This window comes from Oleispirillum naphthae (genome assembly GCA_027864655.1).
In the GTDB taxonomy this organism is placed as follows: domain Bacteria; phylum Pseudomonadota; class Alphaproteobacteria; order Rhodospirillales; family Rhodospirillaceae; genus Oleispirillum; species Oleispirillum naphthae.
In genome coordinates this window covers 129,999-156,597 of the sequence record JAQAZG010000003.1, presented here as the reverse complement: position 1 = coordinate 156,597, position 26,599 = coordinate 129,999, and the positions used below count along the sequence as shown (strand labels likewise).

Annotated in this window: 21 protein-coding genes and 1 pseudogene; 9 read left to right on the top strand and 13 right to left on the bottom strand. The window is 65.4% G+C overall.

Annotated elements, in window-relative coordinates:
- Positions 1–4 precede the first annotated feature (4 nt).
- The gene (ubiV, locus tag O7R11_RS05165) at positions 5–913 is read left to right on the top strand and encodes a ubiquinone anaerobic biosynthesis protein UbiV (RefSeq protein WP_337996425.1); all 909 of its coding nucleotides are present in this window, start codon (positions 5–7) and stop codon (positions 911–913) included.
- 257 nt (positions 914–1,170) lie between these two features.
- Here the strand turns inward: ubiV and O7R11_RS05160 are convergent, their stop codons facing one another.
- A complete protein-coding gene (locus tag O7R11_RS05160; RefSeq protein WP_337996424.1) occupies positions 1,171–1,713 on the bottom strand; it encodes a flavin reductase family protein in 543 nt (180 codons plus the stop codon).
- 138 nt (positions 1,714–1,851) lie between these two features.
- Between O7R11_RS05160 and O7R11_RS05155 the strand changes: the two genes are divergently transcribed.
- From O7R11_RS05155 to O7R11_RS05140, 4 genes are all read left to right on the top strand, one after another.
- Positions 1,852–2,454, top strand: coding sequence for a class I SAM-dependent methyltransferase (locus O7R11_RS05155; protein ID WP_337996423.1), 603 nt, complete (start codon positions 1,852–1,854; stop codon positions 2,452–2,454).
- Between the two features lie 76 nt (positions 2,455–2,530).
- Positions 2,531–3,118: an NAD(P)H-dependent oxidoreductase gene (locus tag O7R11_RS05150; RefSeq protein ID WP_337996422.1), complete on the top strand. Its 588-nt coding sequence runs from the start codon at positions 2,531–2,533 to the stop codon at positions 3,116–3,118.
- A gap of 341 nt (positions 3,119–3,459) precedes the next feature.
- On the top strand, positions 3,460–4,380 hold the full coding sequence (locus O7R11_RS05145) for a hypothetical protein (protein ID WP_337996421.1): 921 nt from the start codon (positions 3,460–3,462) through the stop codon (positions 4,378–4,380).
- 310 nt (positions 4,381–4,690) lie between these two features.
- A complete protein-coding gene (locus tag O7R11_RS05140; RefSeq protein WP_337996420.1) occupies positions 4,691–5,134 on the top strand; it encodes a PaaI family thioesterase in 444 nt (147 codons plus the stop codon).
- 260 nt (positions 5,135–5,394) lie between these two features.
- Here O7R11_RS05140 and O7R11_RS05135 read toward each other — a convergent pair whose 3' ends face one another.
- The 10 genes from O7R11_RS05135 to mutS form a co-directional block, all read right to left on the bottom strand.
- Entirely contained in the window at positions 5,395–6,504 is a 1,110-nt protein-coding gene (locus tag O7R11_RS05135) for a PA0069 family radical SAM protein (RefSeq protein ID WP_337996419.1), read from the bottom strand.
- Positions 6,505–6,722: 218 nt separating this feature from the next.
- Entirely contained in the window at positions 6,723–7,682 is a 960-nt protein-coding gene (locus O7R11_RS05130; protein WP_337996418.1) for a glucosaminidase domain-containing protein, read from the bottom strand.
- Positions 7,683–7,754: 72 nt separating this feature from the next.
- Positions 7,755–8,300 (bottom strand): NifU family protein, encoded by a 546-nt coding sequence (locus tag O7R11_RS05125; RefSeq protein ID WP_337996417.1) that lies wholly within the window; start codon positions 8,298–8,300, stop codon positions 7,755–7,757.
- A gap of 66 nt (positions 8,301–8,366) precedes the next feature.
- Positions 8,367–9,125, bottom strand: a complete 759-nt coding sequence (locus O7R11_RS05120) for a TIGR02186 family protein (RefSeq protein ID WP_337996416.1) — start codon at positions 9,123–9,125, stop codon at positions 8,367–8,369.
- A complete protein-coding gene (locus O7R11_RS05115; protein ID WP_337996415.1) occupies positions 9,122–10,042 on the bottom strand; it encodes a sulfite exporter TauE/SafE family protein in 921 nt (306 codons plus the stop codon). The genes O7R11_RS05120 and O7R11_RS05115 overlap by 4 nt, the downstream gene beginning before the upstream one ends.
- Before the next feature lie 26 nt (positions 10,043–10,068).
- Positions 10,069–11,088: a DUF2333 family protein gene (locus O7R11_RS05110; protein ID WP_337996414.1), complete on the bottom strand. Its 1,020-nt coding sequence runs from the start codon at positions 11,086–11,088 to the stop codon at positions 10,069–10,071.
- Positions 11,089–11,127: 39 nt separating this feature from the next.
- A complete protein-coding gene (trpS, locus tag O7R11_RS05105; RefSeq protein ID WP_337996413.1) occupies positions 11,128–12,126 on the bottom strand; it encodes a tryptophan--tRNA ligase in 999 nt (332 codons plus the stop codon).
- Positions 12,127–12,482: 356 nt separating this feature from the next.
- Positions 12,483–14,033: a murein biosynthesis integral membrane protein MurJ gene (murJ, locus tag O7R11_RS05100; RefSeq protein WP_337996412.1), complete on the bottom strand. Its 1,551-nt coding sequence runs from the start codon at positions 14,031–14,033 to the stop codon at positions 12,483–12,485.
- Positions 14,030–16,885 carry a [protein-PII] uridylyltransferase gene (locus tag O7R11_RS05095; RefSeq protein WP_337996411.1) on the bottom strand — a complete coding sequence of 952 codons (2,856 nt, stop codon included), beginning with the start codon at positions 16,883–16,885 and terminating at the stop codon, positions 14,030–14,032. Before O7R11_RS05095 ends, murJ begins: the two co-directional genes overlap by 4 nt.
- Positions 16,886–17,234: 349 nt before the next feature.
- Positions 17,235–19,913 carry a DNA mismatch repair protein MutS gene (gene mutS, locus O7R11_RS05090; RefSeq protein WP_337996410.1) on the bottom strand — a complete coding sequence of 893 codons (2,679 nt, stop codon included), beginning with the start codon at positions 19,911–19,913 and terminating at the stop codon, positions 17,235–17,237.
- A 228-nt stretch (positions 19,914–20,141) separates the two neighbouring features.
- Between mutS and O7R11_RS05085 the strand changes: the two are divergent.
- From O7R11_RS05085 to phoU, 3 genes and pseudogenes are all read left to right on the top strand, one after another.
- Positions 20,142–21,419, top strand: a pseudogene (locus O7R11_RS05085) (malic enzyme-like NAD(P)-binding protein); the annotation flags it as partial.
- Between the two features lie 228 nt (positions 21,420–21,647).
- Entirely contained in the window at positions 21,648–23,150 is a 1,503-nt protein-coding gene (gene phoR / locus O7R11_RS05080; RefSeq protein WP_337996409.1) for a phosphate regulon sensor histidine kinase PhoR, read from the top strand.
- Positions 23,151–23,182: 32 nt separating this feature from the next.
- On the top strand, positions 23,183–23,914 hold the full coding sequence (gene phoU / locus O7R11_RS05075) for a phosphate signaling complex protein PhoU (RefSeq protein ID WP_337996408.1): 732 nt from the start codon (positions 23,183–23,185) through the stop codon (positions 23,912–23,914).
- Between the two features lie 157 nt (positions 23,915–24,071).
- Here phoU and O7R11_RS05070 read toward each other — a convergent pair whose 3' ends face one another.
- Together O7R11_RS05070 and O7R11_RS05065 are read right to left on the bottom strand one after the other, a co-directional pair.
- Entirely contained in the window at positions 24,072–24,479 is a 408-nt protein-coding gene (locus O7R11_RS05070; RefSeq protein ID WP_337996407.1) for a PIN domain-containing protein, read from the bottom strand.
- The gene (locus O7R11_RS05065) at positions 24,469–24,699 is read right to left on the bottom strand and encodes an AbrB/MazE/SpoVT family DNA-binding domain-containing protein (protein ID WP_337996406.1); all 231 of its coding nucleotides are present in this window, start codon (positions 24,697–24,699) and stop codon (positions 24,469–24,471) included. The genes O7R11_RS05070 and O7R11_RS05065 overlap by 11 nt, the downstream gene beginning before the upstream one ends.
- 276 nt (positions 24,700–24,975) lie before the next feature.
- On the opposite strand from O7R11_RS05065, the gene O7R11_RS05060 reads away from it, so the two are divergent.
- Entirely contained in the window at positions 24,976–26,565 is a 1,590-nt protein-coding gene (locus O7R11_RS05060; RefSeq protein ID WP_337996405.1) for a DUF6119 family protein, read from the top strand.
- Positions 26,566–26,599: the final 34 nt, after the last annotated feature.

Below are 26,599 nucleotides of genomic sequence, written 5' to 3'. Positions count from 1 at the left end.
CACCGTGACCGCCGCACAGACCGCAAAGCTCACCCTCGGCCCGCTCTTGTTCAACTGGAGCAACGAAAAACGCCAGGACTACTACGCCCGCGTCGCCGACGAGGCCGACGTGGACACCGTGATCCTGGGGGAAACCGTCTGCTCCAAGCGCACCCCCTTCCAGGAGCCGCACTGGCCCGGCCTGATCGACCGCCTGCAGAAGGGCGGCAAGGAAGTGGTGCTCTCCACCCTCGGCCTCATCCTCTCCAGCCGCGAAATGAACGACATGCGCGAGACGGTGGCGGACGAGAACCTCTACTTCGAGGCCAACGACATCGCCGTGGACGACATGCTCAAGGGCCGCCCCCACATGATCGGCCCGATGATGAACGTCTATAACGAAGGCACCCTCGCCCGCCTCGCCGCGGGCGGTGCGGACCGCGTCTGCGTGCCGGTGGAAATGTCGGGCCACGCCATCGGCGTGCTCGCGGGCGCGGGCATCATGGATGTGGAGGTCTTCGTCTTCGGCCGCATGCCGCTCGCCATCGCCGCGCGCTGCTATCACTCGCGCATCCACAAGGTGCCGAAATCCAATTGCCGCTACGTCTGCGGCCTCGACAACGACGGCCTCGCCATCGATACCCTCGACGGCAAACCCTTCCTCACCGTCAACGGCACCCAGACGATGTCCTACACCGTCTCCAACCTCGCCGCGGAAATCCCCGAAATGCTCAAAATGGGGGTCAAAAGCTTCCGCATCTCGCCTCACGACGTGGACGTCGTCCGCATCGCCCGGCAGTTCCGCGGCATCATCGACGGAACCGCCGACCCGCAGGACCTCCTCGACGAAACCGACGGCCTGATCGACGGCGCCCCCAACTCCAACGGCTTCTTCTACGACGAGGAAGGCCTGAAATACAAAAACGCCGAGTAGGGGCGGGAAAAACCAAAACTTCACGAGGGGACATTTCCGTCTTGGGAACGCCCACCGGGCGTTCCCACCGCCTCCGGCGGTCGGCTCCAATCCCCTCGCGCACCCCATAACTTTTGGTTTTTGCGCGTAGCGCGATAAACCCGATGCCCGATGCAGCAGGGGATGATTGCCGCTGCGCGGCGCAAAAAAGTTATGGGGTCAAGGGGCCTCCCGGCCCCTTGCGGGTCCGGGCGGAGCCCGGCCTGGTTTTCCCCGCCTCACACCCCATCCGGCAGCTTCGACCGCATCATTTCCCTGCGGTCGAATTTGCGGCCGTCGGTGACGAAGGTGCCGTCGCCGATGGCGTGGAGGGTTCTTTTCTCCTTGCGGGCGGAATCGAGGTAGGCGGCAAGTCCTTCCAGCACCACGATGTTGTGCCGTTCGACGATATCGGCGACGCGGCATTCGATGTTCGCCAGGCATTCCCCGATCAGCGGCGCGCGCACCTGCGCGGCCTTGATCCGGGTGAGTCCGAATTTCCCGAACTTGTCCGTATCCCGTCCGGAGCAGGTGCCCACGCCGACCACTGTGTCGAGCATGTCCACGGTGGGAATGGCGATCACGCATTCCCGCGACTCCCGCAGCGCGGCATAGGAGTGGTTCCACGGGCCGGTGGTGATGGCGAAGGACGCGGCAAAGTCCAGCACCATGGTCCAGCTGATGGTCATTACGTTGTCCTTGCGGCCGTCGTTCGTCGTGACCAGAACCACCGGTCCGGGTTCCAGCAGCGTGAACGCCTTGCCGATCGGCAGAGTTTCCATGCCCGCCTCCGTTCAACAGGGGCCAACCGCCCCCAAGCCTACCACCTCACGGCATCGCTGGCTCCGTTGGCCCGGGCAAACGGCGCACTCTTCGCAATATCGCTTTCACACACCCGGAAAACACCCCATATCAGCCGCATGACCCAAGACTTCTGGAACACCCGCTACCGCGCCGCGGGCTTCGCCTACGGCCGCACGCCCAACCGTTTTCTCGCCGCGCACGCCCACTTGCTGCCGCCCGGCGGGCGCGTGCTCCTGCCGGCGGAGGGCGAAGGGCGCAACGCCGTCTTCCTCGCCAAACAGGGCTTCGCCGTCACCTGCTTCGACCAGTCGGAAGTCGGGGTGGAAAAGGCCAAGGCCCTGGCGGCGAAAAACCGCGTGAGCATCGCCGCGCTCGCCGCCGACGCCCTGGCCTTCGACTACCCGCCCGGCTACTACGACGCCGTGGCCCTGATCTTCGCCCACCTGCCGCCGCGGGTGCGCCACCACCTCCACGCCAAGACCGTCGCAACCCTCAAGCCCGGCGGCCTCGTCCTCCTCCAGGCCTTCTGCACGGAACAGCTCCACTACGCCTCCGGCGGCCCCAAGGACCCCACCATGCTCTACAGCGAAGCCACGCTGCGGAAGGACTTCGCCGCCTGCGCGGAAATCCTCCTCCTCGAAACCGTTCTCGAAACCCTCGACGAAGGCCCCAGCCACCAGGGCGAGGGCGCGGTGATCTCCCTCATCGCGCGGAAATAAAGCCCGGCCTGGACGCGCGGCGAAGCAAGTGGTAACCGGGACTCACCCTCTCCGCTTCTCACCAGGACCGATCCCCATGCGCGTTCTCATCGTCCTCGCCCACCCCCGCCTCGGCAGCTTCAACCACGCCATCGCCGCCGCCGTCGGCGCGGCCCTGGCGGCGGAAGGCCACGCCGTCGATACCTGCGACCTCTATGCCGAAGGCTTCGACCCGCTGTTCGCCGCCGACGAACTCAACCGCGACTGCGAACTCCCGCCGCGCCTCGCCGCCGAGATCGACCGCCTGAAAGCCGCCGACGCGGTGGTGATCGTCCACCCCAACTGGTGGAGCCAGGCCCCGGCCATCCTCAAGGGATGGCTCGACCGCGTGCTCCGCGTCGGCGTGGCCTACCGCTTCGGCGCCAACGAAAAGGGCGAGGGCGTCATGGTCTCCCTACTCAACACCCAAAAAGCCCTGGTCTTCACCACCTCCAATACCCCCCAGGCGGCGGAACAGGCCCTCTACGGCGACCCGCTGGACACCTATTGGAAACGCTGCGTCTGGGGCGCCCTCGGCATCCCCACCCAACGCCGCAACTTCGAGCCGGTAATCCTCAGCACCCCGGACCAACGCGCCACCTGGCTCACCGAAGCCACCCAACTCGCCCGCGAAACGCTGTGCTGATTCCGGGTGGATAAAAAACTTCGTGGGGGACCTCAGGCCCCCCACACCCCCCATAACTTGTTCTTCGCCGCGCAGCGGCAATCAACCCCTGCTGCATCAGGCATCGGGCTTATGGCGCTGCGCGCAAAAAAACAGATCATTTCCGCTCTGCGCCCATTCACGACATTCCATGCTGATGGAAGCCGTTCCAAAAAGCAGCCATGAACTGGCAGTGACAGGACCCCCATTACGCCAGAACCCAGGAGAACCATTCAATCCACGTCATATGTTCATCTATGACTAGATGAAAGTCTTATGGAAGAGCAGAATAAAGGTGAGATCTATAAAATTCGGAGAGAAAATTGACGGTCACGCTGGCTTGGGAACGCCGCCTCACAACGTACTCCGAGATCGTTTTTTGCTCTGATAGTCGGTTGTCGGGCGGAGGTAATATCGACGTTTGCCAGAAGTTGTTCCCCCTTCCTCGTGAAGATGCGGCAATAGGTTTCTGTGGCAGCACATTGATCGCTTATCCACTCATCAATCAATTCATATCTTATATTAAAAATTATAAGAAGAATATAGACCGGGCACTTGACGGCTCGGAGCTGCCACGCCGCTTTGCGGCACTCGCCAATAAATTTTTGAACTCATACATTGATCCTGTCGATCTTGAGCGGGAACTCTTAGAGACCTCTTTCCTGATCGGTTGCTTTTCGTGGCGTCACGGGCACCCCATTATCAACAAAATTCGCTTCGACAATGGCGCGAAGCAGTTTGTGGCTTCTAGCTCATCCTTTCCCAAGAGAATAAGTGAGAGACTTCATCGCGAGGTCAAGCAGTTTGGCATGATCGGTGACCTTCAGCATCAATATTATCAGGAACTCGGCCAGCACATTGACTACGGCTCGGCAGACAGGATCAACATGGAGCCGTTCTGCGCCCTTAATTCTATGCTTAATAATCCGGTCTATACGGACCGCCGCAGAGACCTGAAAGGGGTCATCGGCGGCGCGCCACAACTTCTCAAAGTCTACCCATTCTTTAGAACCATCGAGTTTGCTGTTCATTGGCCGGACGCTACAAGCGGTAGGCTGTTCCTCAATGGCCGAGAGGTATTTGATTTCGAGAAAATTCAGCTTCCGCAACTCGATGCAAGGACACTCGATGCGCGCTATCCGCTCGAAAACCTAGCGCAGGCGTCAGAGCTAACGCCTCCTGACGAAGACATGGTGCCACCCAGAAACGGCGCTCCGGAATCGGCCCTTGTGATCGACCATTGAGCCCCTCCCCAGCTCAAATATGAACTTGGTCTAATCGTTGCGTTCGTTACAATTGTCGCCATATGGCCGACTGTCCGCTTCCGGCCCACTGCCGATGCAGCAGGAGTTGCTGGCCGTGTCGCGTTGAGAGGCTGAGTTATGGGGGGCGCGAGGGGATTGGAGCCGACCGCCGGAGGCGGTGGGAACGCCCGGTGGGCGTTCCCAAGGCGGAAATGTCCCCTCGTGAAGTTTTTCCCTTTTTTCCCTTCCTTTTTCCCACCCGGAGCGCCAGTTTCGGCCAGGAGAGTCATAACCGGAGAGGCGGTGGATCGTGTCTGGAGAGGAAGCGCGGAACGATTATTGTTTTGCCTGCGGCAAGGCCAATCCCATCGGGTTGAAGCTGAAATTCTGCGAGCGGGGTGGGCGATACGTTTCGATTTTCACGCCGGGGCCGGAGCATCAGAGTTACGAGGGGGCTTTGCACGGCGGCATCATCGGCACGGTGTTGGACGAGGTGATGGGCCGGGTGCACTGCAAGCACGGTTTGAAGGTGGTGACCGCGCGCATGGAGACGCGCTATCGCCATCCCACGCCGGTGGGGCAGGCGCTGACCGTCAGCGGCTGGGTGGTGAAGGAACGCGGCAAGCTGATCGAGATGGCGGGCAGTATCGCGCTGCCCGACGGCACGGTGACGGCGGAAGCCAGGGCCAGCCTTCTGGTCATCGGCACCATCGACCCCGCGGAATTCCAGGACGACTGTCCGGCCTGCGGTTGAGTTGCCGCCCCGCGAAAAATAAAACTTTGCGAGGGGACATTTCCGTCTTGGGAACGCCCACCGGGCGTTCCCACCGCCTCCGGCGGTCGGCTCCAATCCCCTCGCGCACCCCATAACTTGTTTTTCGCCGCGCAGCGGCTATCAACCGTCGCGCCGCGTGATGGTTCTATCGCGCTACGCGCAAAAACCAGTTATGGGGTCTGGGGACCGAGTCCCCAGCGGGGTCCAGGGGCAGCGCCCCTGGCCTGGTTTTTCCCGCTTCACAGCGCGAGTTTGAACTGTTCCCCCCGGCGCGGCGGCGGGCGGAAGAGGTCGGTGCGCAGGTTCGGCCGGGGTTTATCGAGGCCGAGGCGTTTGCAGGCGTTGGCGAAGCGCAGGTGGAGGAGGTCGGCGATCGGCCCGGTGCCGCGCATGCGGAAGCCGAAGCGCGCGTCGTTGAGGCAGCCCTGGTGAGTCTGGCGGATGAGGGAGAGCACGTGTTCCGCGCGGTCCGGCGCGTGGGTGGCGAGCCAGTCGGAGAACAGCTCGGTGAGGTCGTAGGGCAGGTGCAGCAGGGTATACCCGGCGCTGGTGGCCCCGGCATTGTGCGCCGCGGCGAGAATGGCCTCCATCTCGTGGTCGTTGAGCGCCGGGATCATCGGCGCGGACATCACGGTAACCGGGATTCCCGCGGCGGAGAGGGCGCGCATCGCCTCCAGCCTGCCTGCCGGAGGCGTGGCGCGGGGTTCCATCACCCGCGCCAGGTCGCGCTCCAGCGTGGTGAGGGAGAGGGCGACGGCGCAGAGCCCCCTGGCCGCCAGGGGGGCGAGGATGTCGATGTCGCGCACCACCATGGCCGACTTGGTGGTGATGGTGAAGGGGTGGTTGAAGTCGCGCAGCACCTCGAGCACGCGGCGGGTGAGGCGCAGGCGGCGCTCCACCGGCTGGTAGGGGTCGGTATTGGTGCCCATGGCCAGCGGCTGCATCGGCTTCTTGCGGTAGGCGGCGCGGCAAAGCTCCGCCTCCAGCAGTTCGGGGGCGCGGGACTTGGCGAACAGCCGGGTCTCGAAATCCAGCCCGGAGGAAAGCCCCAGCCAGTTGTGGGAGGGCCGGGCATAGCAATAGATGCAACCGTGCTCGCAGCCGCGGTAGGCGTTCAGGGAGCGGTCGAAGGGAATGTCCGGGCTGTCGTTGCGGGTGATGACGCTGCGGGCCGCATCCTCCTGCACCGTGGTGGAGAGCGGCGGCAGGTCCGGGTCGTTCCACGATTCCCAGCCGTCGTCCACCACCTCGCTCGCGCGCGATTCGTAGCGGCCCGCGCGGTTCAGCCCCGCGCCGCGCTTGCGGGAGGCCGCAATGTGCGGCTGCGCCTTGAACGGAATGTGCTCCATGCCCGAAAGCATGCCGCGAAAGCCGGGAGACGGCAAGAACAAAAATGGAACATAAAAACGTTGCGAGGGGTCTCGGACCCCTCGCGCTCCCCATAACTTTTCGCCGCGAAGCGGCAGTCAACCGTCACGCGGCGTGATGGCTCTATCGCGCTACGCGCAAAAACCAAGTTATGGGAGGCGTGGAGGGACCGAGTCCCTCCACAAAGTTTTCCCTGCCGTTACCGCCGCACCACCAGCACTTCCTTCGACAGGCGGGCCTGGTCGAGGGCGGCGAGGTTGTTGGCCTGCATGATCGTGCGCAGGGTGTCCACATATTTGACGCCGCGTTCGGAGTACTTGTCCAGGGTCGCGGTGAGGTCGTAGCCGGAGGCGCCGAGCGCGCGCTGCAGGCGGAAGCGTTCGTACGCCGCGTGGGTGTTGAGGTTGCGCACGTAGGCGGCGATCGCCCCCTTGACGCTGGCGAAGGCGCGGATTTTGTGGGTTTCGCCCTCATCGCGGGCGGCGGGGACGATGCCGCTGTGGTCGTCGGACCAGGTCCACTGGCCGAACAGGGCGTTGCCCTCGCGCACGAAGCGGGAGGTGCCCCAGCCGCTTTCCTCCGCCGCCTGGGCGAGCATCAGCGAGGGCGGCACGCCATCGACGCGCAGCAGCAGTTCCTCGATGTTCTCCGGTTCGGTCTTGTAGGCGCGGGCGAGGTCGGCGAGCCGGCGGGAATCGCGGGCGGAGAACGGCTCGCCCGCCGCCGCCTTCGCCTTGAGGGCGAGCAGGTGCTTGCGGTCCGCCTCGATATCCGCGTTGATTTGCAGCGCCAGCGGCAGCAGGGTGCGGAAGAATAGGCTCTTTTTCAGATCGACGTTCTGCAGGTGCACGAGATCCTTGGGCAGGCTCTTCATCACCAGGGAGGGCACCTCCTGGTTTCCGGCGAGCACCGCGTCCCAGTCGTAGCCTTCCGCATCGAAGCGGGCGGCAAGGGCGAGCGACTCCTCGGGCACCACCTTCGGCGCCACCGCCTTGGCGGTGCGGACTTCGCGCACGTTTTCGATCACGGCCAGTTTCGCCTGCGGCGCGGGCGGCGCGACCGCGGCGAGCGCACCCAGGCCCAGCGCGACGGCAGCCGCCGCGAAGGCCAGGGCGACGCGCGGGCGCGCGCTAGCGTCGGGAAAGGTCGTGCTGGTCAATGATCTCGTCTCCGTTGCTGTTGACCCGGCCGGTTCAGTTACGCACAAAAATGGTTAGCAAATCGTATGCCGTTACGAGACCTGCCGCACCGCGACGACTTCCGGCACGTAGGTCTTGAGCATCGCCTCCACGCCGTTCTTCAGCGTGATCGTCGCGCTCGGGCAGCCGGCGCAGGCGCCCTTCATGCGCAGATAGACGATGCCCTCGTCGAAGCGGTCGAACACGATGTCGCCGCCGTCGCGGGCCACCACCGGGCGGACCCGGGTTTCGATCAGGCTGCGGATGCGCCCGCCGATGCCCTCGTCGTCACCGGCCGCCGCCGCCTCGGTTTCGAACAGGACGCGATGCCCCAGCGTCAGGTGCTCGACCAGAAGCCCCATCACCTGCAGCTTCAGCACGTCCCAGGATGCGGTTTCCGCCTTGCTCACCACCACGGCGTCGCGGTTGATCAGTACGCCGGTCACGCCGTCGAGCTGAAACAGGCGTTCGGCCAGAGGCGAACTGGCGGCGGCATCCTCCGGCGTCGGGCAATCGACGGGTCCGCCTTCCGTCAGCACCCGTCCGGGCAGAAACTTCACGGTCGCCGGATTGGGCGTGGTTTCGGTCTGAATGAACATCGCCGACCTCCTTGCCGGGAGCTTGAAATATGGGGAGGCGGGCCGGGGGTCAAGTCACTTTTGTTTTCAGCGGCGGAACACCAGGGCGATTCCCCAGCCCGAAAGCGCCGCGAAGGCGATCGCCGCAAGGGCGTACTGCACCGCATGATACATGGCGAAATCAAACACTTCGGCGCTGAAACCGGTCTTGGATACGAAGAGCGGAGTGATCTCCGCGCCGATCACACCGCCATCCTGCACAAAAAACACTTCGACCGTGTAGGACCCCACCGGCACGGTCGCCGGAAGGTCGAGTTCGGCGCGGAAAAGCCGGTTTTCGAGCGTCGTCACGTTGCCGAGTCCACCCGGGTAGAGCCCGGCCCTGCTCTTCAGCCGGATCAGCGCCTCGCGGAAGCGCTTCGCCTCGTCCGCGGGCAGGGCGCGGCCGTCGGAGTTGGTGGCGGAAAGCTCCAGGGCCGCGACGCCGATCTGGTGGTGCTTGCGCACCTCCGGAGGGACGATGCTGTCCAAGGGCGCCGTCGCCGCCACCGCGTAGAACGCGGGCACCTGCGAAAAATAGGCCTCGGTGCGGTTCATCCACACCCCGGCGAGGCGGGTCTTCTCGCGCACCACGTGGGTTTCCTGCGGGCCGCGCACCACCATCACGATGTCGCCCTTGCGCTCGTCGGTGGCGCCGAACACCAGCACATGGGTGCCGGAAAACCCGGTGGTGATCGCCACCAGGTGATTGGAGAGGTCGGCCACCACCGGGCGCGCCGCGTCGGCGCTCCCCCCGGCGAGGAGGCAAAGCCCCAGCGCGGCGAAGAGGGCGCGCGGCCGCTTCATGACGGCCTCACGATGGTCACGGAGAACGGCTCCTTCGGCGTGGAGACCAGTTCGTCCACCAGGCCGACGCACACCCCGAGCACCAGAAGCGCCAAAAGAATGCGCAAATGCCGCGCCCCCAGGCGCGCGCCCGCCCGCGCGCCCCACTGCGCGCCCATGATGCCGCCGAGCATCAGAAGCGCGGTGAGGATGATATCGACGTTGTGGTTGAGATTGGCCTGCAGAAAGGTGGTGACCATGGTGAGGAAGATGATCTGGAACAGCGAGGTTCCCACCACCACCTGGGTCGGCATGCCGAGGATGTAGATCATCGCCGGCACCATGACGAAGCCGCCGACGCCGAGAATCGCCATCAGCACGCCGACGACGCAGCCCACGCCGAGCGGCAGCAGAATGCTGATGTAGAGCCCCGAGCGGGGAAAGCGCATCGGCCAGGGCAGCCGCGCCGCCCAGGCGAAGCGCTCGGTGCCGCGCGGCTTGCCGCCCGCGCCGGGGGAGCGGATCAGCGAGACCACGGTCTCGGCCAGCATCAGCCCACCGATCGCGGCGAGGAAGACGACATAGGCCATGCGGATCGCCACGTCGATCTGCCCCGAGGTGCGCAGCAGGCGGAACAGCAGAACGCCGATGCCGGAACCGGCCACGCCGCCCGCCAGCAGCACCCCGCCGATCTTGAAATCGACGTTGCCGCGCCGCCAGTGGGCGATCACCCCGGAAATCGAGGAGGCGATGATCTGATTGGTGCCGGAACCCACCGCCACCGCGGGCGGCACGCCGAGAAAGATCAGGATCGGCATCATCAGAAAGCCGCCGCCGACGCCGAACAGCCCGGCGATGAATCCCACCGCCGTGCCGAGCGCGACGATGGCGGCGGCATCCACGGACATTTCGGCGATCGGCAGGTAGACCTGAATCATCGGTGCGTCTCGCCGTGCGGCTTATCCTATTTCAAGAGGATGTTGGCGACTTCCTGGAGTTGGGTACGCGACCGCAGCAAATAAAACCCCTGCGCGGCGAGATGGCTGGGGCAGAGCTGCGCGTCCGGCGCGCAGTTGGACACCATCAGCGGGTCGAGCGTCGCGGCGACGCGGAACGACCCCAGCATCTGCTCCCAGGCGGAGGTCAGCTCCTTGTCCTTGATCACCGCGGCGAAGTCGGCCCCGAGTTCGCGCAGGATCAGGTAGTAGCCGTAGAGCCGCCCCTTGGTCTGATAGAACACGTCGTCGGAAGTGCGGTCGAAGATCAGGCCGCCGCCGTCCTCGATGCGCCGGTCGAGGAGCGCCGAGGCGGAGCCCATGTCGTTGCCGATGCGCTCCAGCGTCGCGATGAGGTTGTCGGCGCGGCGCTCGAACACCGCCTTGCCCACCCCCAGGCGCTCGTTGTAGCTCACCAGGGCGCGGCGCGCCGCCAGGTACTGGCTCTCGGAGGAGGCGGTGGGCATCAGCGAGGTGGAGAAGTTGAAGATCCACACGTTGCCCGGATACTTCAAAAGCCCCACCGCCTTCTCCAGGTCGGGATCGACCTGGGAGGACCCGCGGGTGCGCCCCAACTGGTCGGACAGTTCCACCGCGAAGCGCGACAGCGCGGCGAAGAGGCCGGTCTGGAAATTCGGCATGTTGTCCAGGGCCGCGGTGGGAAAGAAGAAGGGATCGTTGGGAATCCAGTGGCCGTCGGCCACCTCGCGGCGGATCAACTCGGCGGCCACGGCGACGGCGCGGGACTGCCCGGCGGCCACCTCGCCCGGAGCGAAGTCCGGGTCGTCGTTGATCTTGTGGAATACCGCCATGCCGATGGGGTAGTAGAGCAGGGCGGCCACCGCCACCACCGCCACCACCCACTTCACCATCCGCCACGGTCCGGCGCCCCGGTTGAGGCGGCCGATGCCGTCCTTCAGGTTGGCCCGCTTCCGCACGGCGGAAAACGCGCCACGCACACGGCCGGTGAAATCCTCGAAGTTCGGCATGCGGAACCTCCCGTTCCTGTATTTATTCTTCTTCGTCCCTCAGGGTCGCAGAAAACCCACCGTCTCGTAAACCTCGTCGAGCACCGGCTTGGCCAACGCCGCGGCCTTTTCGCCGCCGCGCTTGAGGATTCCGTCCACATAGGCCGGGTCCTGGCGCAGGCGCGCCATCTCGGCGTTGATCGGCCCGAGCATCGCCACCGCCGCATCGGCCAGCTTGGCCTTGAAGTCGGCGAACGCCATGCCCGCCGCCTCGGCCACCGCGTCGGCGAGGCTCTTGCCGGTGAGCGCGGCGTAGATGCCCAACAGGTTCGCCGCCTCGGGGCGGCCCTCCAGACCCTCCGCCGTCTCCGGCAGCGGGTTGGGGTCGGTCTTGGCCTTGCGGATTTTCAAGGCGATGGCGTCCGCGTCGTCGCTCATGTTGATGCGGGAATAATCCGACGGGTCGGACTTGCTCATCTTCTTCTCGCCGTCGCGCAGCGACATCACGCGCGTCGCCGCGCCGAAGATCAAAGGCTCCGGCAGCGGGAACACCTCGCGCCCGAAATCGATGTTGAACTTCTGCGCCACGTCGCGGGTGAACTCCAGATGCTGCTTCTGGTCCTCGCCCACCGGCACGTGCGTCGCCTTGTAGACCAGAATGTCGGCGGCCATCAGGCACGGATAGGCGAACAACCCGGCGGAAACGTTCTCGCGGTTCTTGCCCGCCTTCTCCTTGAACTGGGTCATCCGGTTGAGCCAGCCCATGCGCGCCACGCAGTTGAACACCCAGGCCAGCTCGGCATGCGCCGCAACCTGGCTCTGCACGAACAGCACGTTCTTCTCCGGGTCGATGCCCGCGGCGATCATCCCCGCCGCCAGTTCGCGCGTCTGGGCGCGCAGGGCAGCGGGCTCCTGCCACACGGTGATCGCATGCATGTCCACCATGCAGAAGATGCATTCGTAGTCGTTCTGCAAATCGACCCAGTTCTTCATCGCGCCGAGATAGTTGCCGAGATGAAGATTGCCCGAGGGCTGGATGCCCGAAAAAATCCGATTCATTTGAGAAGAACTCTGCCTGAGGAACGAAAACCCGAACGGTCGCCGCGCGGCCCGTTCGAGGTATCCTCCATTTTACCGCCCAGGGTCAAGGCGCGGGTCACATATAATGCCGGATGCCGGATGCGCACTGCCGGAGGGGGTAAAAACCGAAACTTTGCGAGAGGACATCTCCGCCTTGGGAACGCCCACTGGGCGTTCCCACCGCCTCCGGCGGTCGGCTCCAATCCCCTCGCGCACCCCATGACTTTAGGTTTTTGCGCGCAGCGCCATAGAACCATGCGTGCGGCGTGCACAGGCTTATCCCGCTACGCGGAAAAACGGTTGTGGGGTCCGGGGGCAGCGCCCCCGGCCCGGTTTTACCCCCGCCGCAAAGCCGCGCGGAGTTCGGAGAGGGTGGCTGCGCCGAGGGCGCCGGCGGCGACGGCGTAGACCGCCCCGCCGATGGCGATCCACAGGCAGAGGCGGCCCCAGGCGGGCAGGGCCGCGAGTTCCGGCGTGGCGGCGCCCGCGGCCTGCAAGGCGACCAGCAGGGCGGCCATGCCGAGCGCGGCGGCGGCGATGCGCGGGGCGCGGCGTTTCATCCGCGCATCGAGGCGGAAGTGGCCGCGGCGGTGCAGGATGAGGGCGAGGAGGCCTGCATTGAGCCAGGCGGAAACCGCGGTGGCGGTGGCGATGCCGACGTGGCCGAGCGGGCCCATCAGGGCAAGGTTGAGCACGAGGTTGGAGACGAGGCAGACCGCGGCGATGCGCACCGGGGTGACGGTGTCCTCGCGGGCGAAGAAGCCGGGCACCAGCACCTTGACCAGCACGTGGGCGGGCAGGCCGCAGGAAAAGGCGACGAGGGCGAGGCTGGTGGCCGTGGTGTCCCGCGCGGTGAAGGCGCCGCGTTCGAACAGGGTTGCGACGATCGGCCCGGCGAGGCTGGCCGCGCCCGCGGCGGCGGGGAGGGTGAGCAGCAGGGCGAATTCCAGGCCGCGGTTCTGGGTATGCTGGGCGACGTCGCCGCGGCCGGACTTGATCTGCCGCGACAGCATGGGCAGGAGAGCGGTGCCGATGGCGATGCCGACGACGCCGAGCGGCAGCTGGTTGACGCGGTCGGCGTAATAGAGCCAGGAGACCGCGCCCTCGGAAACCAGGGAGGCGATCACCGTATCGACCAGGAGGTTGATCTGGTAGACGCCCATGCCGACGACGCCGGGGACGATGCGGCGGCCGAGGGTGCGCACGTCGGGGGTGAGGCGCGGCAGCACCAGGCCGGGACCCATGCCGCTCTTCCGGTTGTTGACGAACAGCCAGACGAACTGCACCACGCCCGCGATGGTGACCGCCCAGGCGAGCACCTGGCCCGGCCCGTCGCCCTGCCACAGGCGGCCATAGCCGAGCGCCGCGGCGATCAGGCAGAGGTTGAGGAGGATCGGCGCGGCGGCGGCGGCGGCGAAGCGGCCGAGCGAGTTCTGGATGCCGGAGAAGAGGGAGACCAGAGCGATGAAGAAGAGATAGGGAAAAGCGATGCGCGCGAGATCGCTGGCGAGCTCCAGCTTGCCCGCCACCTCGGCGAATCCGGGGGCGAAGGCGGCGATCGCCCAGGGCATGGCGACCTCCATGGCCAGAACCATGGCGAGCAGCGCCAGCGACAGCATGGCGAAGACGGAATCGGCGAAGGCCCTGGCCGCGGCGGCGCCCTCGCCCTCCAGCTTGCGGGAGAACAGCGGCACGAAGGCGGCGGAGAACGCGCCCTCGGCGAAGAGGTGGCGGAACAGGTTGGGGAAGCGGAAGGCGACGAAGAAGGCGTCCGCCACGGTGCCCGCGCCCAACAGCCGCGCGAGCAGCACGTCGCGGACGAACCCGGTGACGCGGCTGATCAGGGTGAAGCCGCCGACGGTGGCGACGGCGCGATAGAGGCTCATGCGCTTTTGGCTCCGGCAGCGGGCGCGAACGGTTCGATGGCGTCGAGAAGGCCGCGGCGGACCTGTTGCAGCTTGCCCTCATGCGCGATCTTCATGCCGAACACGTCCTTGACGTAGAACACGTCCACCACGCGCTCGCCATAGGTGGAGATGTGGGCGGAGTTGATCTGCAGGCCGAGGTCGCGCAGGGCGGAGGTGACGTCGTAGAGCAGGCCCGGGCGGTCGCGGCCGTTGATCTCGATAAGGGTGTAGGCGGCGGATGCGGTGTTGTCGATGATGACGCGCGGCGGCACGGTGAACACCTGGGTGCGCTTCAGCCCGCGTATCGGCCGCTCCGCCAGTTCCTTGTGGATGCGCACCTCGCCCTTGAGCACGCGGGAAATCGCGCGTTCGATGCGGTCGATCTCGGTGTAGGCCTCGCCGTCGAGGCCCTGCACGGTGAACACGTCCATCGCCATGCCGTCGGAGAAGGTGGTGATGCGCGCATCGAGGATCGAGGCGGAGGCGAGCACCATGGCCCCCGCGATCTTGGAGAACAGGCCGGGATGGTCGGTGGTATAGACCATCACCTCGGTGTGCGCGGTGTCGGGATTGACGCGGCAGACCACGGTGAGGTCCTCGCCCGCCTCGTCGGCGGCGCGCATGATGCGGGCCTGGCGCTCGTGCTCCTCGGCGGTGAAGGAATACCAGTAGGCGCGGTAGCCGCGCTCGATGGCGCGGTCCACCAGTTCGGCGGGCCAATCGGCCAGGCGGGCGCGCAGCGCGTCCTTGGCCGCGGCCTCCTGCTCGGCGGCGGCGGAGACCCCGGCGGAAGAGGCGAGGCCGCCGGTGATGCGGTCGAGGGTGCGCGAATAGAGGGCGCGCAGAAGTTGCGCCTTCCAGGCGTTCCAGATGTCGGGGCCGACGCCGCGGATATCGGCGCAGGTGAGCACGTGCAGCTGGCGCAGGCGCTCCGGGCTTTGCACCTGGGCGGCGAAGTCGGCGATGGTCTTGGGGTCGTCGAGGTCGCGCTTGAACGCCACCATCGACATGATCAGGTGGTTGCGCACCAGCCAGGAGACGGTCTCCGTCTCCTCTTCGCTGAGGCCGAAGCGCGGCCCGAGGGTCAGCGCGATGCGCGCCCCGGCGACGGAGTGGTCCTCGCCCGAACCCTTGGCGATGTCGTGCAGCAGCATCGCCACATAGAGCGCGCGGCGCGACTGCACCAGGGGGAAGAGCTCGGTGGCGGTGGGCATGTCGGCGGCGTAACGGCCGAGTTCGATGTCGTGGAGGATGCCGACGGTGCGGATGGTGTGCTCGTCGGTGGTGTAGACGTGGTACATGTCGTACTGCATCTGCGCCACGACGCGGCCGAAATCGGGCACGAAGCGGGCGAACACGCCGCTCTCGTTCATCTTACGCAGCGTGCTTTCCGGGTTCTTGCGGTGGGTCAGGATGTCGAGGAAGAGGCGGTTGGCCTCCGCATCGCGGCGCAGGCCCTTGACCCGGCCCAACTCCTCGGTGACGCGCTTCAAGGCGTGGGGATGGATGTTGTGCCCCTGGTCGTGGGCGAGGAAGAACAGCCGGAGGATGTTCACCGGGTCCTTCGCGAACACATCGTCGGAGACGATGTCCACGCGGTTCTTTTCGATGACGAAACCTTCCGGCGTGACCTTCCGGCGCGCAAAGCCGATGCCGAAACGGGTGCGGCGCTTGTTCTGCTCCTCCAGCACCGCGCAGACCATGCGGGTGAGGTCGCCCACGTCCTTGGCGACGAGGAAATAGTGCTTCATGAAGCGCTCGACGGTCTTCTGGCCGGTGCGCTTCTTGTAGCCCATGCGCCGCGCCAGCTCCGGCTGCAGGTCGAAGGTCAGGCGGTCCTCGGCGCGGCCGGTGAGATAGTGCATATGGCAGCGCACCGTCCACAGGAAGTTCTGCGCGCGGGTGAACACCCGCACCGCCTCCGGCGTCAACAGGCCGCCCTTCACCAGGTCCTCCACCGCGGTGACGCCGTAGGTGTATTTGGCGATCCAGAACAGGGTGTGCAGGTCGCGCAGGCCGCCCTTGCCCTCCTTGATGTTGGGTTCGAGCACATAGCGCGAGCAGCCGGTGCGCTGGTGGCGCTCGTCGCGCTCCGCCAGCTTCTGCTCGATGAAGGCCGCCGAGGTGCCGGAGACCACATCCTCCCAATAACGGCGGCGCGCCTCGTCATAAAGCGCCTTGTCGCCCCACAGCCAGCGGCACTCCAGAAGCGCCGTCTTCACCGTGCTGTCGTCCTTGGCCTGGCGCACGCACTCGTCCGGCGAGCGGGTGGAATGCCCCACCTTCAGCCCCAGGTCCCACAGCATGTAGAGCACCGTCTCCACCACCTTCTCGTGGTAGGCGGTCGCCTTGTAGGGCAGCAGGAACAACAGGTCGATGTCGGAATGCGGCGCAAGCTCGCCGCGGCCGTAGCCGCCGACCGCGGCCACCGTCAGCGCCTCGCCGGTGGTGCGCACCCCCTCGCCGTAGATCCGCTTGACCACCAGTTCCATCAGCGCATGCACGATGCGATCGACCAGGTACGCCTGGGCGCGCACCACCTGGGTGCCGTTGGCCTTGTCGTCCTCGAAACGGCGGCGGATCTCCTCGGAGCCGTCCTTCAACGCCGCCTTGAACAGGGCCAACGCGGCAGGCCGCGCCTTGGCCGCGTCGCCACCCGCCTCCTGCCAGATCTCCTCCAGCCGCGCCACCATGGCGTCGCAGCGGATAATCTGTTCCGGGTCCGGAATTGCCGCCAGGAACTCGGGCGCAATGCCCGAACAGCCGAGCCGCGCCTGATCCGCGTCCCAGTCGCAGGCCATCGCCACCGACTGCATCGTCTTCGTGTCCATGCACCCAATCCCTCAAGGCCCCAACGGCCCACGCGAGAAACCCTAGAACATTATCAAATGAAATTGAAGCGCCGGGAAAACAACGGGGCTGCCACCCCGCTCACAAAAACCAAAACTTTGCGAGGGGACATCTCCGCCTTGGGAACGCCCACTGGGCGTTCCCACCGCCTCCGGCGGTCGGCTCCAATCCCCTCGCGCACCCCATAACTTTGGTTTTTGCGCGTAGCGCCATAAGTCCATGCGGCGGCAACACGGGCGTTGAATGCCGCTCCGCGGCGAAAAACCAAAGTCATGGGGTCCGGGGATCGAATCCCCGGCGGGGTCCAGGGGCAGAGCTCCTGGCCTGGTTTTACCGCTCCTTTTCCTCCTCCCGCACAATCTCCTGCAACCGGTAGAGGGCGTCCAGCGCGTCGCGCGGGGTCATCGCATCGGGGCTGAAGCCTTCGAGCGCGGCGCGCAGGGCGTCGGGGCGGGGGTCCGGCGCTGCGGCATGGCTGCGCGCGGCGGAGAACAGGGGGAGGTCGTCGGCGAGGCGGGTGGCGGCGGAGTCCCGTTCGCTGCGTTCGATGGTGGAGAGCACGGTTTCGGCGCGCCGCACCGCGGCGGCGGGCAGCCCGGCGAGGCGGGCGACGTGAATGCCGTAGGAGCGGTCGGCGACGCCGGGCGCGACCTCGTGAAGGAAGACGAGGTCGCCCTTCCATTCCTTGATGCGCATGGTGTAGGGGGCGAGCGCCGGGAGCTTGGCGGTGAGCGCCTTGAGTTCGTGGTAGTGGGTGGCGAAGAGGCCGCGGCTGCGGTTGACGTCGTGGAGGTGTTCCACCACCGCCCAGGCGATGGCCATGCCGTCGTAGGTGGCGGTTCCGCGTCCGATCTCGTCGAGGACGACGAGGGAGCGCTCCGTCGCCTGGTGGAGGATGGCGGCGGTTTCGACCATTTCGACCATGAAAGTGGAGCGTCCGGAGGCGAGATCGTCGGCGGCGCCGACGCGGCTGAACAGGCGGTCCACCGCGCCGATTTCCGCCGACTCGGCGGGCACGAAGGAGCCGATGTGGGCGAGAATGGCGATCAGCGCGTTCTGGCGGAGAAAAGTGCTCTTACCGGCCATATTCGGGCCTGTAATCAGCCAGATTCGCGCATTTTCGTCGAGAACGCAGTCGTTGGAGACGAATTTTCCGCCGTCGCGGTCGAAAAGCGCCGCTTCGACCACAGGATGACGCCCGCCGCGCACGATGAAGCGCGCGTCGTCGGTGATTTTCGGCCGCACGTAACCGCGCGCGGTGGCGAGATCGGCCAATCCGGCGGCCACGTCGAAGACCGCGAGCGCCTGCCCCACGGCGAGGATTTCCTGAGCGTGGGCAAGCACTTCCGCGACGATGTCGTCGAACAGCCTGAGCTCCAGCGCCAGCGCCTTGTCCGCCGCGCCGCGCGCCCGGTTTTCCAGGTCGGAGAGTTCCACCGTGGTGAAGCGCATGGCGTTGGCCATGGTCTGGCGGTGGATGAAGCGGCCCTTGTTTTCGGCCAGCGGCCCGGCATTTCGTTGCGATACCTCAATGAAGTAGCCGAGCACGTTGTTGAACTTGATCTTGAGCGAGGAGACGCCGGTCTCCGCCACATAACGGGCCTGTAGCGCGGCGATGAGGCGGCGGCTGTCGTCGCGCAGCTCGCGCAACTCGTCCAGCTCCGGCGCATAGCCCGGGCGGATCACCCCGCCGTCGCGGGCGAGAAGCGGCGGCTCGTCCACGATGGCGCGTTCCAGCCGCTCCACCAGGTTGCCGTGATCGCCGAGCGCCGCATAGCCGCGCAGCAGCCCCTCGGGCAGCAGGCCGTCGGGCTGGGTGAGCAGGGCCTTGACCTCCGGCAGGCGGGAAAGCGCGGCGCGGATGGACAACGCGTCGCGCGGGCCGCCGCGGCCGAGCGAAAGCCGGGTCAGCGCGCGGGCGACGTCGGGGCAGCGGCGCAGCAGCGCACGCAGGCCGTCGCGGGTTTCCGCGCGGTCGAGGAAGAAGCCGACGTCGTCCTGGCGGCGTGCGATACGGGGGGGCTCGGTGAGCGGCTGGGCGAGGCGCTCGGCGAGCAGCCGCGCGCCGGGGCCGGTGACGGTGCGGTCGATGGTGGAAAGCAGGCTGCCCTTGCGCTCGCCGGTCTGGGTCTGGGTGAGTTCCAGGCTGCGGCGCGTCGCCGCGTCGATCTCCATCACCGCGCCGCGGGCGACGCGCACCGGCGGGCGCACCAGGGGCAGCCGCCCGGCCTGGGTGGCGACCGCATAGTCGAGCGCCGCGCCCGCGGCGGCGATCTCGGCGCGGGAAAAGCCGCCGAAGCCGTCCAGCGTCGCCACGCCGAAGGCCTCGGCAAGGCGGCGGGCACAGATTTCGCTATCGAAACGGATATCCGGCAGCGGCGTGAGGCGCGGCTTCAGCCGCGCCCAGAGGTCGTAGAACGCCGGGTCCTCGACCAGGCGCTGGGAGACCAGGATCTCGCCGGGGTCCAATTGCTCGATCAGCGCGGGCAGGCCCGCCGCGTCGCAGGAGCGGGTGGAGAAGCCGCCGGTGGAAAGGTCCAGCCACGCCGCCCCGATTTCGCCATGAACCCGCCCCAAAGCCGCCAGATAGTTCGCCGCCCGCGCGTCGAGCAGCGCCTCCTCGGTGAGGGTGCCGGGGGTGACGAGGCGGATCACCGCGCGCTCCACCACCGACTTCGCGCCGCGCTTCTTCGCCTCCGCCGGGTCCTCGATCTGCTCGCAGATGGCGACCTTGAAGCCCTTCTGGATGAGCCGCGCGAGATAGCCCTCATACGCATGCTGCGGCACGCCGCACATCGGGATGTCCTCGCCCTGGTGGGTGCCGCGCTTGGTCAGCGCGATGTCGAGCGCGCCCGCGGCGGCCACCGCGTCGTCGAAGAACATCTCGTAGAAATCGCCCATGCGGTAGAACAGCAGACAGCCGGGATTCTCCGCCTTGATGGCCAAATACTGGCGCATCAACGGCGTAACGCCCTCATGGGTGGTTTCAGGCGGGATCTCCCGAGTCATCGGTCTACCTCGTAATGCGACGCACTCTCATTGTAATACCCCTAAAGATATGGAATGGGGATGCAGCGCTGCCTTAGTTAGTAATTAAGTTTCACAAAAACCCCAGCACTTTTGCAAATAATATGATATAGACGGTTCTTCCCCGTATCCTGTGGGGCCTCCGCATAGTCCACCACGACAACGATAAGGCGTAATCGCCGCCACAGCGCAGGAGACGAAAGCAGTACCATGAACAAACCGATCGATAAAAAAACCGAACTTGACGCCGCCGCCCTCACCTTGCACGCAACGGGCCGCCCTGGGAAGATCGAGATTCTACCGACCAAGCCCTTGACCACCCAACGCGATCTTTCGCTCGCGTACTCGCCGGGGGTTGCCGCCCCCTGCCTGGCCATCGAAAAGAACCCCGACGCCGCCTATGACTACACCATCAAGGGCAACAGCGTCGCGGTGATTTCCAACGGAACCGCGGTGCTCGGCCTCGGCAACCTCGGCGCGCTCGCCGGGAAGCCGGTGATGGAGGGCAAGGCGGTTCTGTTCAAGCGATTCGCCGACATCGACGCCACCGACCTCGAGGTCGATACCAAGGATGCCGACGCCTTCGTCAATTGCGTCCGCTACCTCGGCCCGACCTTCGGCGGCATCAACCTGGAAGACATCGCCGCGCCGGAGTGCTTCGTCATCGAGGAACGCCTGCAGAAGCTGATGAACATCCCGGTGTTCCACGACGACCAGCACGGCACCGCGATCACCGCGCTCGCCGGTCTGACCAACGCGCTCCACCTCACCGGCCGCACCTTCGCCGGCGCGAAGATGGTGGTGAGCGGCGCGGGCGCCGCGGCGATCGCCTGCGTCGAACTGATCAAGGGCATGGGCGTCTCCGACGTCACGATGATCGACACCAAGGGCGTCATCCACAGCGGACGCGCCGACCTCAACCCGTGGAAGACCAGGCACGCGGTGAAGACCGAGCTGCGCACCCTGGCCGAGGCGGTGAAGGGGGCGGACGTCTTCCTCGGCCTGTCGAAGAAGGGGGCCCTGACCCAGGACATGGTGAAATCCATGGCCAAGGACCCGATCATCTTCGCCATGGCCAACCCCGACCCGGAGATCACCCCGGAGGAGGCGCACGCGGTCCGCGACGACGCCATCGTCGCCACCGGGCGCTCGGATTATCCGAACCAGGTGAACAACCTCCTGGGCTTCCCCTACATCTTCCGCGGCGCTCTCGACGTGCGGGCGAGCACGATCAACCTGGAGATGAAGCTCGCCGCCGCCGAGGCGATCGCCATGCTGGCGCGCGAGGAGGTTCCGGCCGAGGTGGGCGCGGCCTACTCCGGAAAGAAGATGTCCTTCGGCCGGGAATACATCCTGCCGGTGCCGTTCGACCCGCGCCTGATGTCGCGGGTGCCGGTGGCGGTAGCCGAGGCGGCGATGAAGAGCGGCGTCGCGCAGAAGCCGATCGCCGACATCGAGGCCTACCGCGCCTCCCTGACGGCGCGGCTCACCCACGCCATCGCGCTGTGCGCGCCGGAGTAGGGCGCGCCCGCGAACCATTCCAACGGACGCGGCGGGCGCACCCCGCCGCGTTTCGTTTTTCAAAAAACCGTCATCGGCCCGCCCGCGCAACCGTGCGAGACTGCCCGGCCATCTTGCGGGTTTGACCTTCGCGAAACGCCCGGCAATACTTTTCCCCGGGACAGGACGTCCCGACAACGCGGGACGATGCGCACCATGAGCGACCGGCCGTCCGGCCAAACGACGGAACCGACCCCCGAGACGACGCCCGCGGCCCCGGCCGTAAGCGGGCCTTCGGTGCTGGGCCGTGCGCTGCGCTGGTATGCGCTTGCCCTCTTCCCCGCCGCGCTGGTGCTGGCGGCGCTCGCGGCGCTCGGCCGCCTCGCCGCCGCCGACGCCCTCCTCGCCGTCCTCGCCGCCGCCGCGGTCACCGCGCTGCTCGCGCTCGCGCCGCTGGTCGATCTCTCCCGCCTGCTGCGCTTCGTGCAGGAACTCGCCCAGGGCGCCGCGCCGCCGACGCCGGAAATGCGCACCCACGGCGTCGCCGCCGCCGCCGCCTTCGCGCTGTCGCAGATGCGCCGCGAAATGCGCCGCGCGCTCGCCGCCTCGGACCGCTCCGCCCGCTCCATGGAGGACGTGTTCGACGCCCTGCCCGACGCGGTGGTGATGCTCGACGCCGACCACCGCGTGGTGCGCGCCAACATGGCGGCGCGCGGGCTCTTCGGCCGCAGCCTCACCGGGCGCGACGTCTCCGGCCTGGTGCGCCATCCGCCGATCCTCGAAGCCATCGACCAGATCGAAGGCGGCGGCCGCGAACTGGAGTTCTCCCTGCCGATTCCGGTGGAGCGCCGCTTCATCGTCAGCATCCGGCCGCTGCCCGGCGACCTCGCGGGCAACGCCGCGATCCTGATCTCCTTCCACGACATCACCACGATCCGCCGCATGGAGCAGATGCGCGCCGACTTCGTCGCCAACGCCAGCCACGAACTGCGCACGCCTCTCTCCTCCCTCATCGGCTTCATCGACACCCTGCGCGGCCCCGCCCACGACGACGCGGAAGCGCGGGAACGCTTCCTCGGCATCATGGCGGAACAGGCGGCGCGCATGGCGCGGCTGATCGAAGACCTGCTTTCGCTGTCGCGCATCGAACTCAACGAACACACCCAGCCCTCGCACGCGGTGGACGTGCGCCGCGTCATCGCCTCGGTGATCGAAGGCCTGGAACAGAAGGCCGCGGCGCGCAACGTCACCCTCGCCATCGCCGCGCCGGAAAGCCTGCCCGCGGTGCGCGGCGAACCGGACGAGCTTACCCAGGTGTTCCAGAACCTCATCGAGAATGCGGTGAAATACACCCTGCCGGATACCGAGGTCACCGTCTCCATCGCCGCGCTGGAGCGCGGCCCGGTGAACATGCCCAAGGAAGCCCAGGGCCCGGTGGTCGCCGTGGCGGTGCGCGACCGCGGCGAAGGCATCGCCCAGGAACACATCCCGCGCCTCACCGAACGCTTCTACCGCGTCGATTCCGCGCGCTCGCGCAAGATGGGCGGCACCGGCCTGGGGCTTGCCATCGTCAAACACGTGATGAGCCGCCACCGCGGCGTGCTCACCATCGACAGCTCGCTCGGCCTCGGCAGCGTGTTCACCGCCTACCTGCCCGCCGCCGCAGCCGCCACCGCGGGAACCGATGCGCCGCCGCAACGCATCGGCCGCCCCGCCTGACCCTTTCCCCCTGACCCTTGTCCGAGGACACCATGACCAACCTCAACGAACCCCATACCGCCAAGGTCCTGGATCGCGAACTCGCCGAACTCCTGAAGCTCATCGCCCGCATCGGCGGCATGGCGGAAAACCAGATCGAGGAAGCCTCCCGCGCGCTGCTGGAACGCGACGACCGCCTCGCCGCCGAGGTGATCAAACGCGACCAGGAAGTGGACCGCCTGGAGGCGGACATCCAGCAGAAGATCCTCCACATGCTCGCCCTGCGCGCGCCGGTGGCCGACGACCTGCGCCTCGTGGTCAGCGCCATCTCCGCCGCCTCCGCCTTCGAACGCGTCGCCGACTACGCCGCCAACGCCGCCAAACGCTCCATGGTGCTCAACACCATGCCGCTGGTCCCCGCGGCGCGCCCCGTGGTGCGCCTGATGCAAATGGTCAAACGCCAACTCCACGCCGCCACCAACGCCTTCGTCGAAGGCGACGCCCAGCAGGCCATCGCGGTGTGGGAACACGACGACGAAATCGACGCCATCTACTCCAGCCTGTTCCGCGAAATCCTCACCTACATGATGGAAGACCCGCGCCAGATCTCCGCGTGCGCCCACCTGCTGTTCATCGCCAAAAACGTCGAACGGGTCGGCGACCACTCCACCAATATCGCCGAACTCACCTACTTCATGGTCACCGGCAAACAACTCCGCGACCGCCCGAAAGCCGACGTCACCTCCTCCCTCGGCTACTCCCTGGACGACGAAGCGGACGTGTAAAAGCAGTAGGGGCAAAAACTTTGCGAGGGGTCTTGGACCCCTCGCGCACCCCATGACTTGTCTTTCGCCGCAGGCCTATGGCGCTTGCTCGGCTACGCCTCGGACCATGGCCTTCGGCCATGTCCCTACGAACGCCCTTGTCTCTTTTTGATTGGGATCAATCCGCCATGAGAAACGGATTAATGATTCGCAGTCTCTCGCCAAACGTCATGCCGTGCTGCATATCCTCCGACCATAACGTATCGCAATCGGCCTGAAGGGCCGAAGCGACGATCATCGCATCGTAAGTAGAGAGATTGTAGCGCTCGGCAAGCGCAAGCCCGGTCTCGTGGGTCTCGATGGTGATCGGCTGGACGGTCAGCAGGGAGCGCAGTACAGACAGAAAGCTGCGCGTATCCGGCCACGCCATCCGCATCTTGCGGCGCGCGACATTGGTCAGTTCGTTCAGGACCTGCACGCTGATCACGCCACCATTGCCGATGATCGCTTCCGCGCGATCCGCCTTCACGGAGTCGCCGGACGCGACGTAGACCAGGATATTGGTATCGAAGAAGCTACCGGGCATTTGCCTCGTCCCGGTCGAACTTGAAATCGAGCGGCAGACGGCCACGGAAAGCGCGAAGCCGTTTCAGCAATTCATCACGGCCCGGCTTGCGCGCAACGCCGAGATTCCGCGCGTCGGCGACATGGATTTCGATCTCGTCGCCTTCCTTAAGTTCGAGAGCTTCAACCACGGCGGCGGGGAGACGAACGGCGAGACTGTTGCCCCATTTGGATACCTGCATGCCATCCTCCACCTTTTGGATACACAATTATAATGATGTATATCCTTCGAGGACTCAAATCAAGAGCGGCACATCGGGCGCTTCGCGCCCATCTCGGTCATTAGTACCAGATTGTAGGCTTTCGGAAAGCAGCCGCCCGTAGGATACGCTTTATAAGCATCAAACTTGGTATGCCTTGAAATCCAGTGCTACGCATACTCAATTCCCGCATTTAGGGCGTGAACCGTTCGACAACAACCTCTATCATAGCTGGCGCTACTTGTGGGGGAGTATATTATGGCCAAAAGATCATATACATTCCGGCTGCTGAAAGCGCATGTTGCAGATCCAGCTAATGCGCTCAAAGAGCAACATCGGCTAGATGAAAAGCCCCTTACTGGTAACCCCGAAAACAAGCGTCTGTTCGCAGGCCAGGCATACAACTCTCCTCCCGGCTGGATATCGTTTTTCAATGCTGCTGACCGGGCCCAATTCGATGGGCTCTACGGTGGGCAAGCAGCTGCGATCCTGTTTGTTGGTATCGATCTCGCTACCGAGGGCACCAATCCGCAGCACAGATGGCTTGCCGTATGCTTCGGAATGGGGTTTCAGGAGCTTCGCCCGGAAGCGCTGGAGAGCCAGTTCGGATTGAAGGTAGCGCTGAACCGGCTCGGTCGCGAGCGGATCAAGAGCATCGACACGCGTAGGCCCGAAGACTCAACTATTCAGACTCGCTCGCAGAATAGCCGGATCGGCGAAATCTTCGATTTCGGTGTCGATACATCGAGCATCATTCTTCAGGCAATTACCGGAAAATCGGTAGACGAAGCGTTTGGGGGGACACTGACAGGAAACGACGGACTCAAGCTAAGTTGCGAGGTCGATTATAACGGGATCGACGATAAAGGTCTGACGATCATCAACTCATTCAATGATACGGCATACCGGGAGCTGTTTCCTTGGTATGGCAAGATCACACCCATACGGGATCGTTTACGCATAGACCAACTCAACCAGAACCTAGTCAACCGATTGCAGAATGGGGAAATCGACGGCATCCATCTCGCGCCACCGGAAATCATCGACTATCAGAATGTCGACCGGTTCAAATTCTCGGGTAGCTTACGGGCGGATACGTTCGATGATCTTCGTCTGCATGATTATCTGGCCCTCTTTGACGAGGAGCATGCCGTCACGCTTGCACATCTGAAATCGGACAAGGTTCGTGTCGCGAACGATGATGGGCCGTTCCGTGACCGATGGTCTGTGTTCAAATGTCTATGCGCAGAGGTTCAGTTCAACGACCAGCTCCACATTCTCGCATCGGACGAATGGTATGTGGTCAAGGATGATTTCGTCGCCATCGTCAACGCAGCCATGGTGGAAATTCCGTTATCTACCCTCCAGCTCCCTTTCTACACCGCTGGCGAAAAGGAGGGCGACTACAACGCCCGTGCGGCCACGGCCCAAGCAGGGATGTATCTTTACGACAAAAGGCTCGTGAACTTCGAAGGAGAGCGTGGTCGGGTCGAATTCTGTGACATTCTGACCGATGGTCGGCAACTCGTACATGTGAAGCGCCGTAGTAAGTCACAAACACTGAGTCATCTGTTCCTGCAAGGACAGGTATCTGCCGAGGCTTTTCTCGACCATCCACCGCTTAGAGCACAAATTCGGGAGGCAATGCCAGAGATCGTGGAGCTAATCCCAGCGGACAGGCCTAACCCGGCCGACTATGAAATCGTCTACGCGCTCTTACATGAGGGAAACCCAACACTCCCCTTCTTTAGCAAAGTCGCCCTAACGAGCATCTCGAAACAGCTTCGGAGAATGAACTACGGTGTAAGTCTCCTTTGGGTCGGGCTCACTCCAGGCAATCCGGTTTGAAGGACGCCGAGTTAAGGTGTTTTGATGAACCGGC

Bases quoted from the DNA above. Each gene is read 5' to 3' on its own strand.
- phoU (WP_337996408.1), top strand. From the start codon at position 23,183: ATGACCAACCTCAACGAACCCCATACCGCCAAGGTCCTGGATCGCGAA.
- O7R11_RS05095 (WP_337996411.1), bottom strand. From the start codon at position 16,885: ATGGACACGAAGACGATGCAGTCGGTGGCGATGGCCTGCGACTGGGAC.
- O7R11_RS05160 (WP_337996424.1), bottom strand. From the start codon at position 1,713: ATGGAAACTCTGCCGATCGGCAAGGCGTTCACGCTGCTGGAACCCGGA.
- O7R11_RS05070 (WP_337996407.1), bottom strand. From the start codon at position 24,479: ATGCCCGGTAGCTTCTTCGATACCAATATCCTGGTCTACGTCGCGTCC.
- O7R11_RS05110 (WP_337996414.1), bottom strand. From the start codon at position 11,088: ATGCCGAACTTCGAGGATTTCACCGGCCGTGTGCGTGGCGCGTTTTCC.
- O7R11_RS05135 (WP_337996419.1), bottom strand. From the start codon at position 6,504: ATGGAGCACATTCCGTTCAAGGCGCAGCCGCACATTGCGGCCTCCCGC.
- O7R11_RS05115 (WP_337996415.1), bottom strand. From the start codon at position 10,042: ATGATTCAGGTCTACCTGCCGATCGCCGAAATGTCCGTGGATGCCGCC.
- trpS (WP_337996413.1), bottom strand. From the start codon at position 12,126: ATGAATCGGATTTTTTCGGGCATCCAGCCCTCGGGCAATCTTCATCTC.
- mutS (WP_337996410.1), bottom strand. From the start codon at position 19,913: ATGACTCGGGAGATCCCGCCTGAAACCACCCATGAGGGCGTTACGCCG.
- phoR (WP_337996409.1), top strand. From the start codon at position 21,648: ATGAGCGACCGGCCGTCCGGCCAAACGACGGAACCGACCCCCGAGACG.
- murJ (WP_337996412.1), bottom strand. From the start codon at position 14,033: ATGAGCCTCTATCGCGCCGTCGCCACCGTCGGCGGCTTCACCCTGATC.
- O7R11_RS05120 (WP_337996416.1), bottom strand. From the start codon at position 9,125: ATGAAGCGGCCGCGCGCCCTCTTCGCCGCGCTGGGGCTTTGCCTCCTC.
- O7R11_RS05060 (WP_337996405.1), top strand. From the start codon at position 24,976: ATGGCCAAAAGATCATATACATTCCGGCTGCTGAAAGCGCATGTTGCA.
- O7R11_RS05155 (WP_337996423.1), top strand. From the start codon at position 1,852: ATGACCCAAGACTTCTGGAACACCCGCTACCGCGCCGCGGGCTTCGCC.
- O7R11_RS05150 (WP_337996422.1), top strand. From the start codon at position 2,531: ATGCGCGTTCTCATCGTCCTCGCCCACCCCCGCCTCGGCAGCTTCAAC.
- O7R11_RS05065 (WP_337996406.1), bottom strand. From the start codon at position 24,699: ATGCAGGTATCCAAATGGGGCAACAGTCTCGCCGTTCGTCTCCCCGCC.
- O7R11_RS05125 (WP_337996417.1), bottom strand. From the start codon at position 8,300: ATGTTCATTCAGACCGAAACCACGCCCAATCCGGCGACCGTGAAGTTT.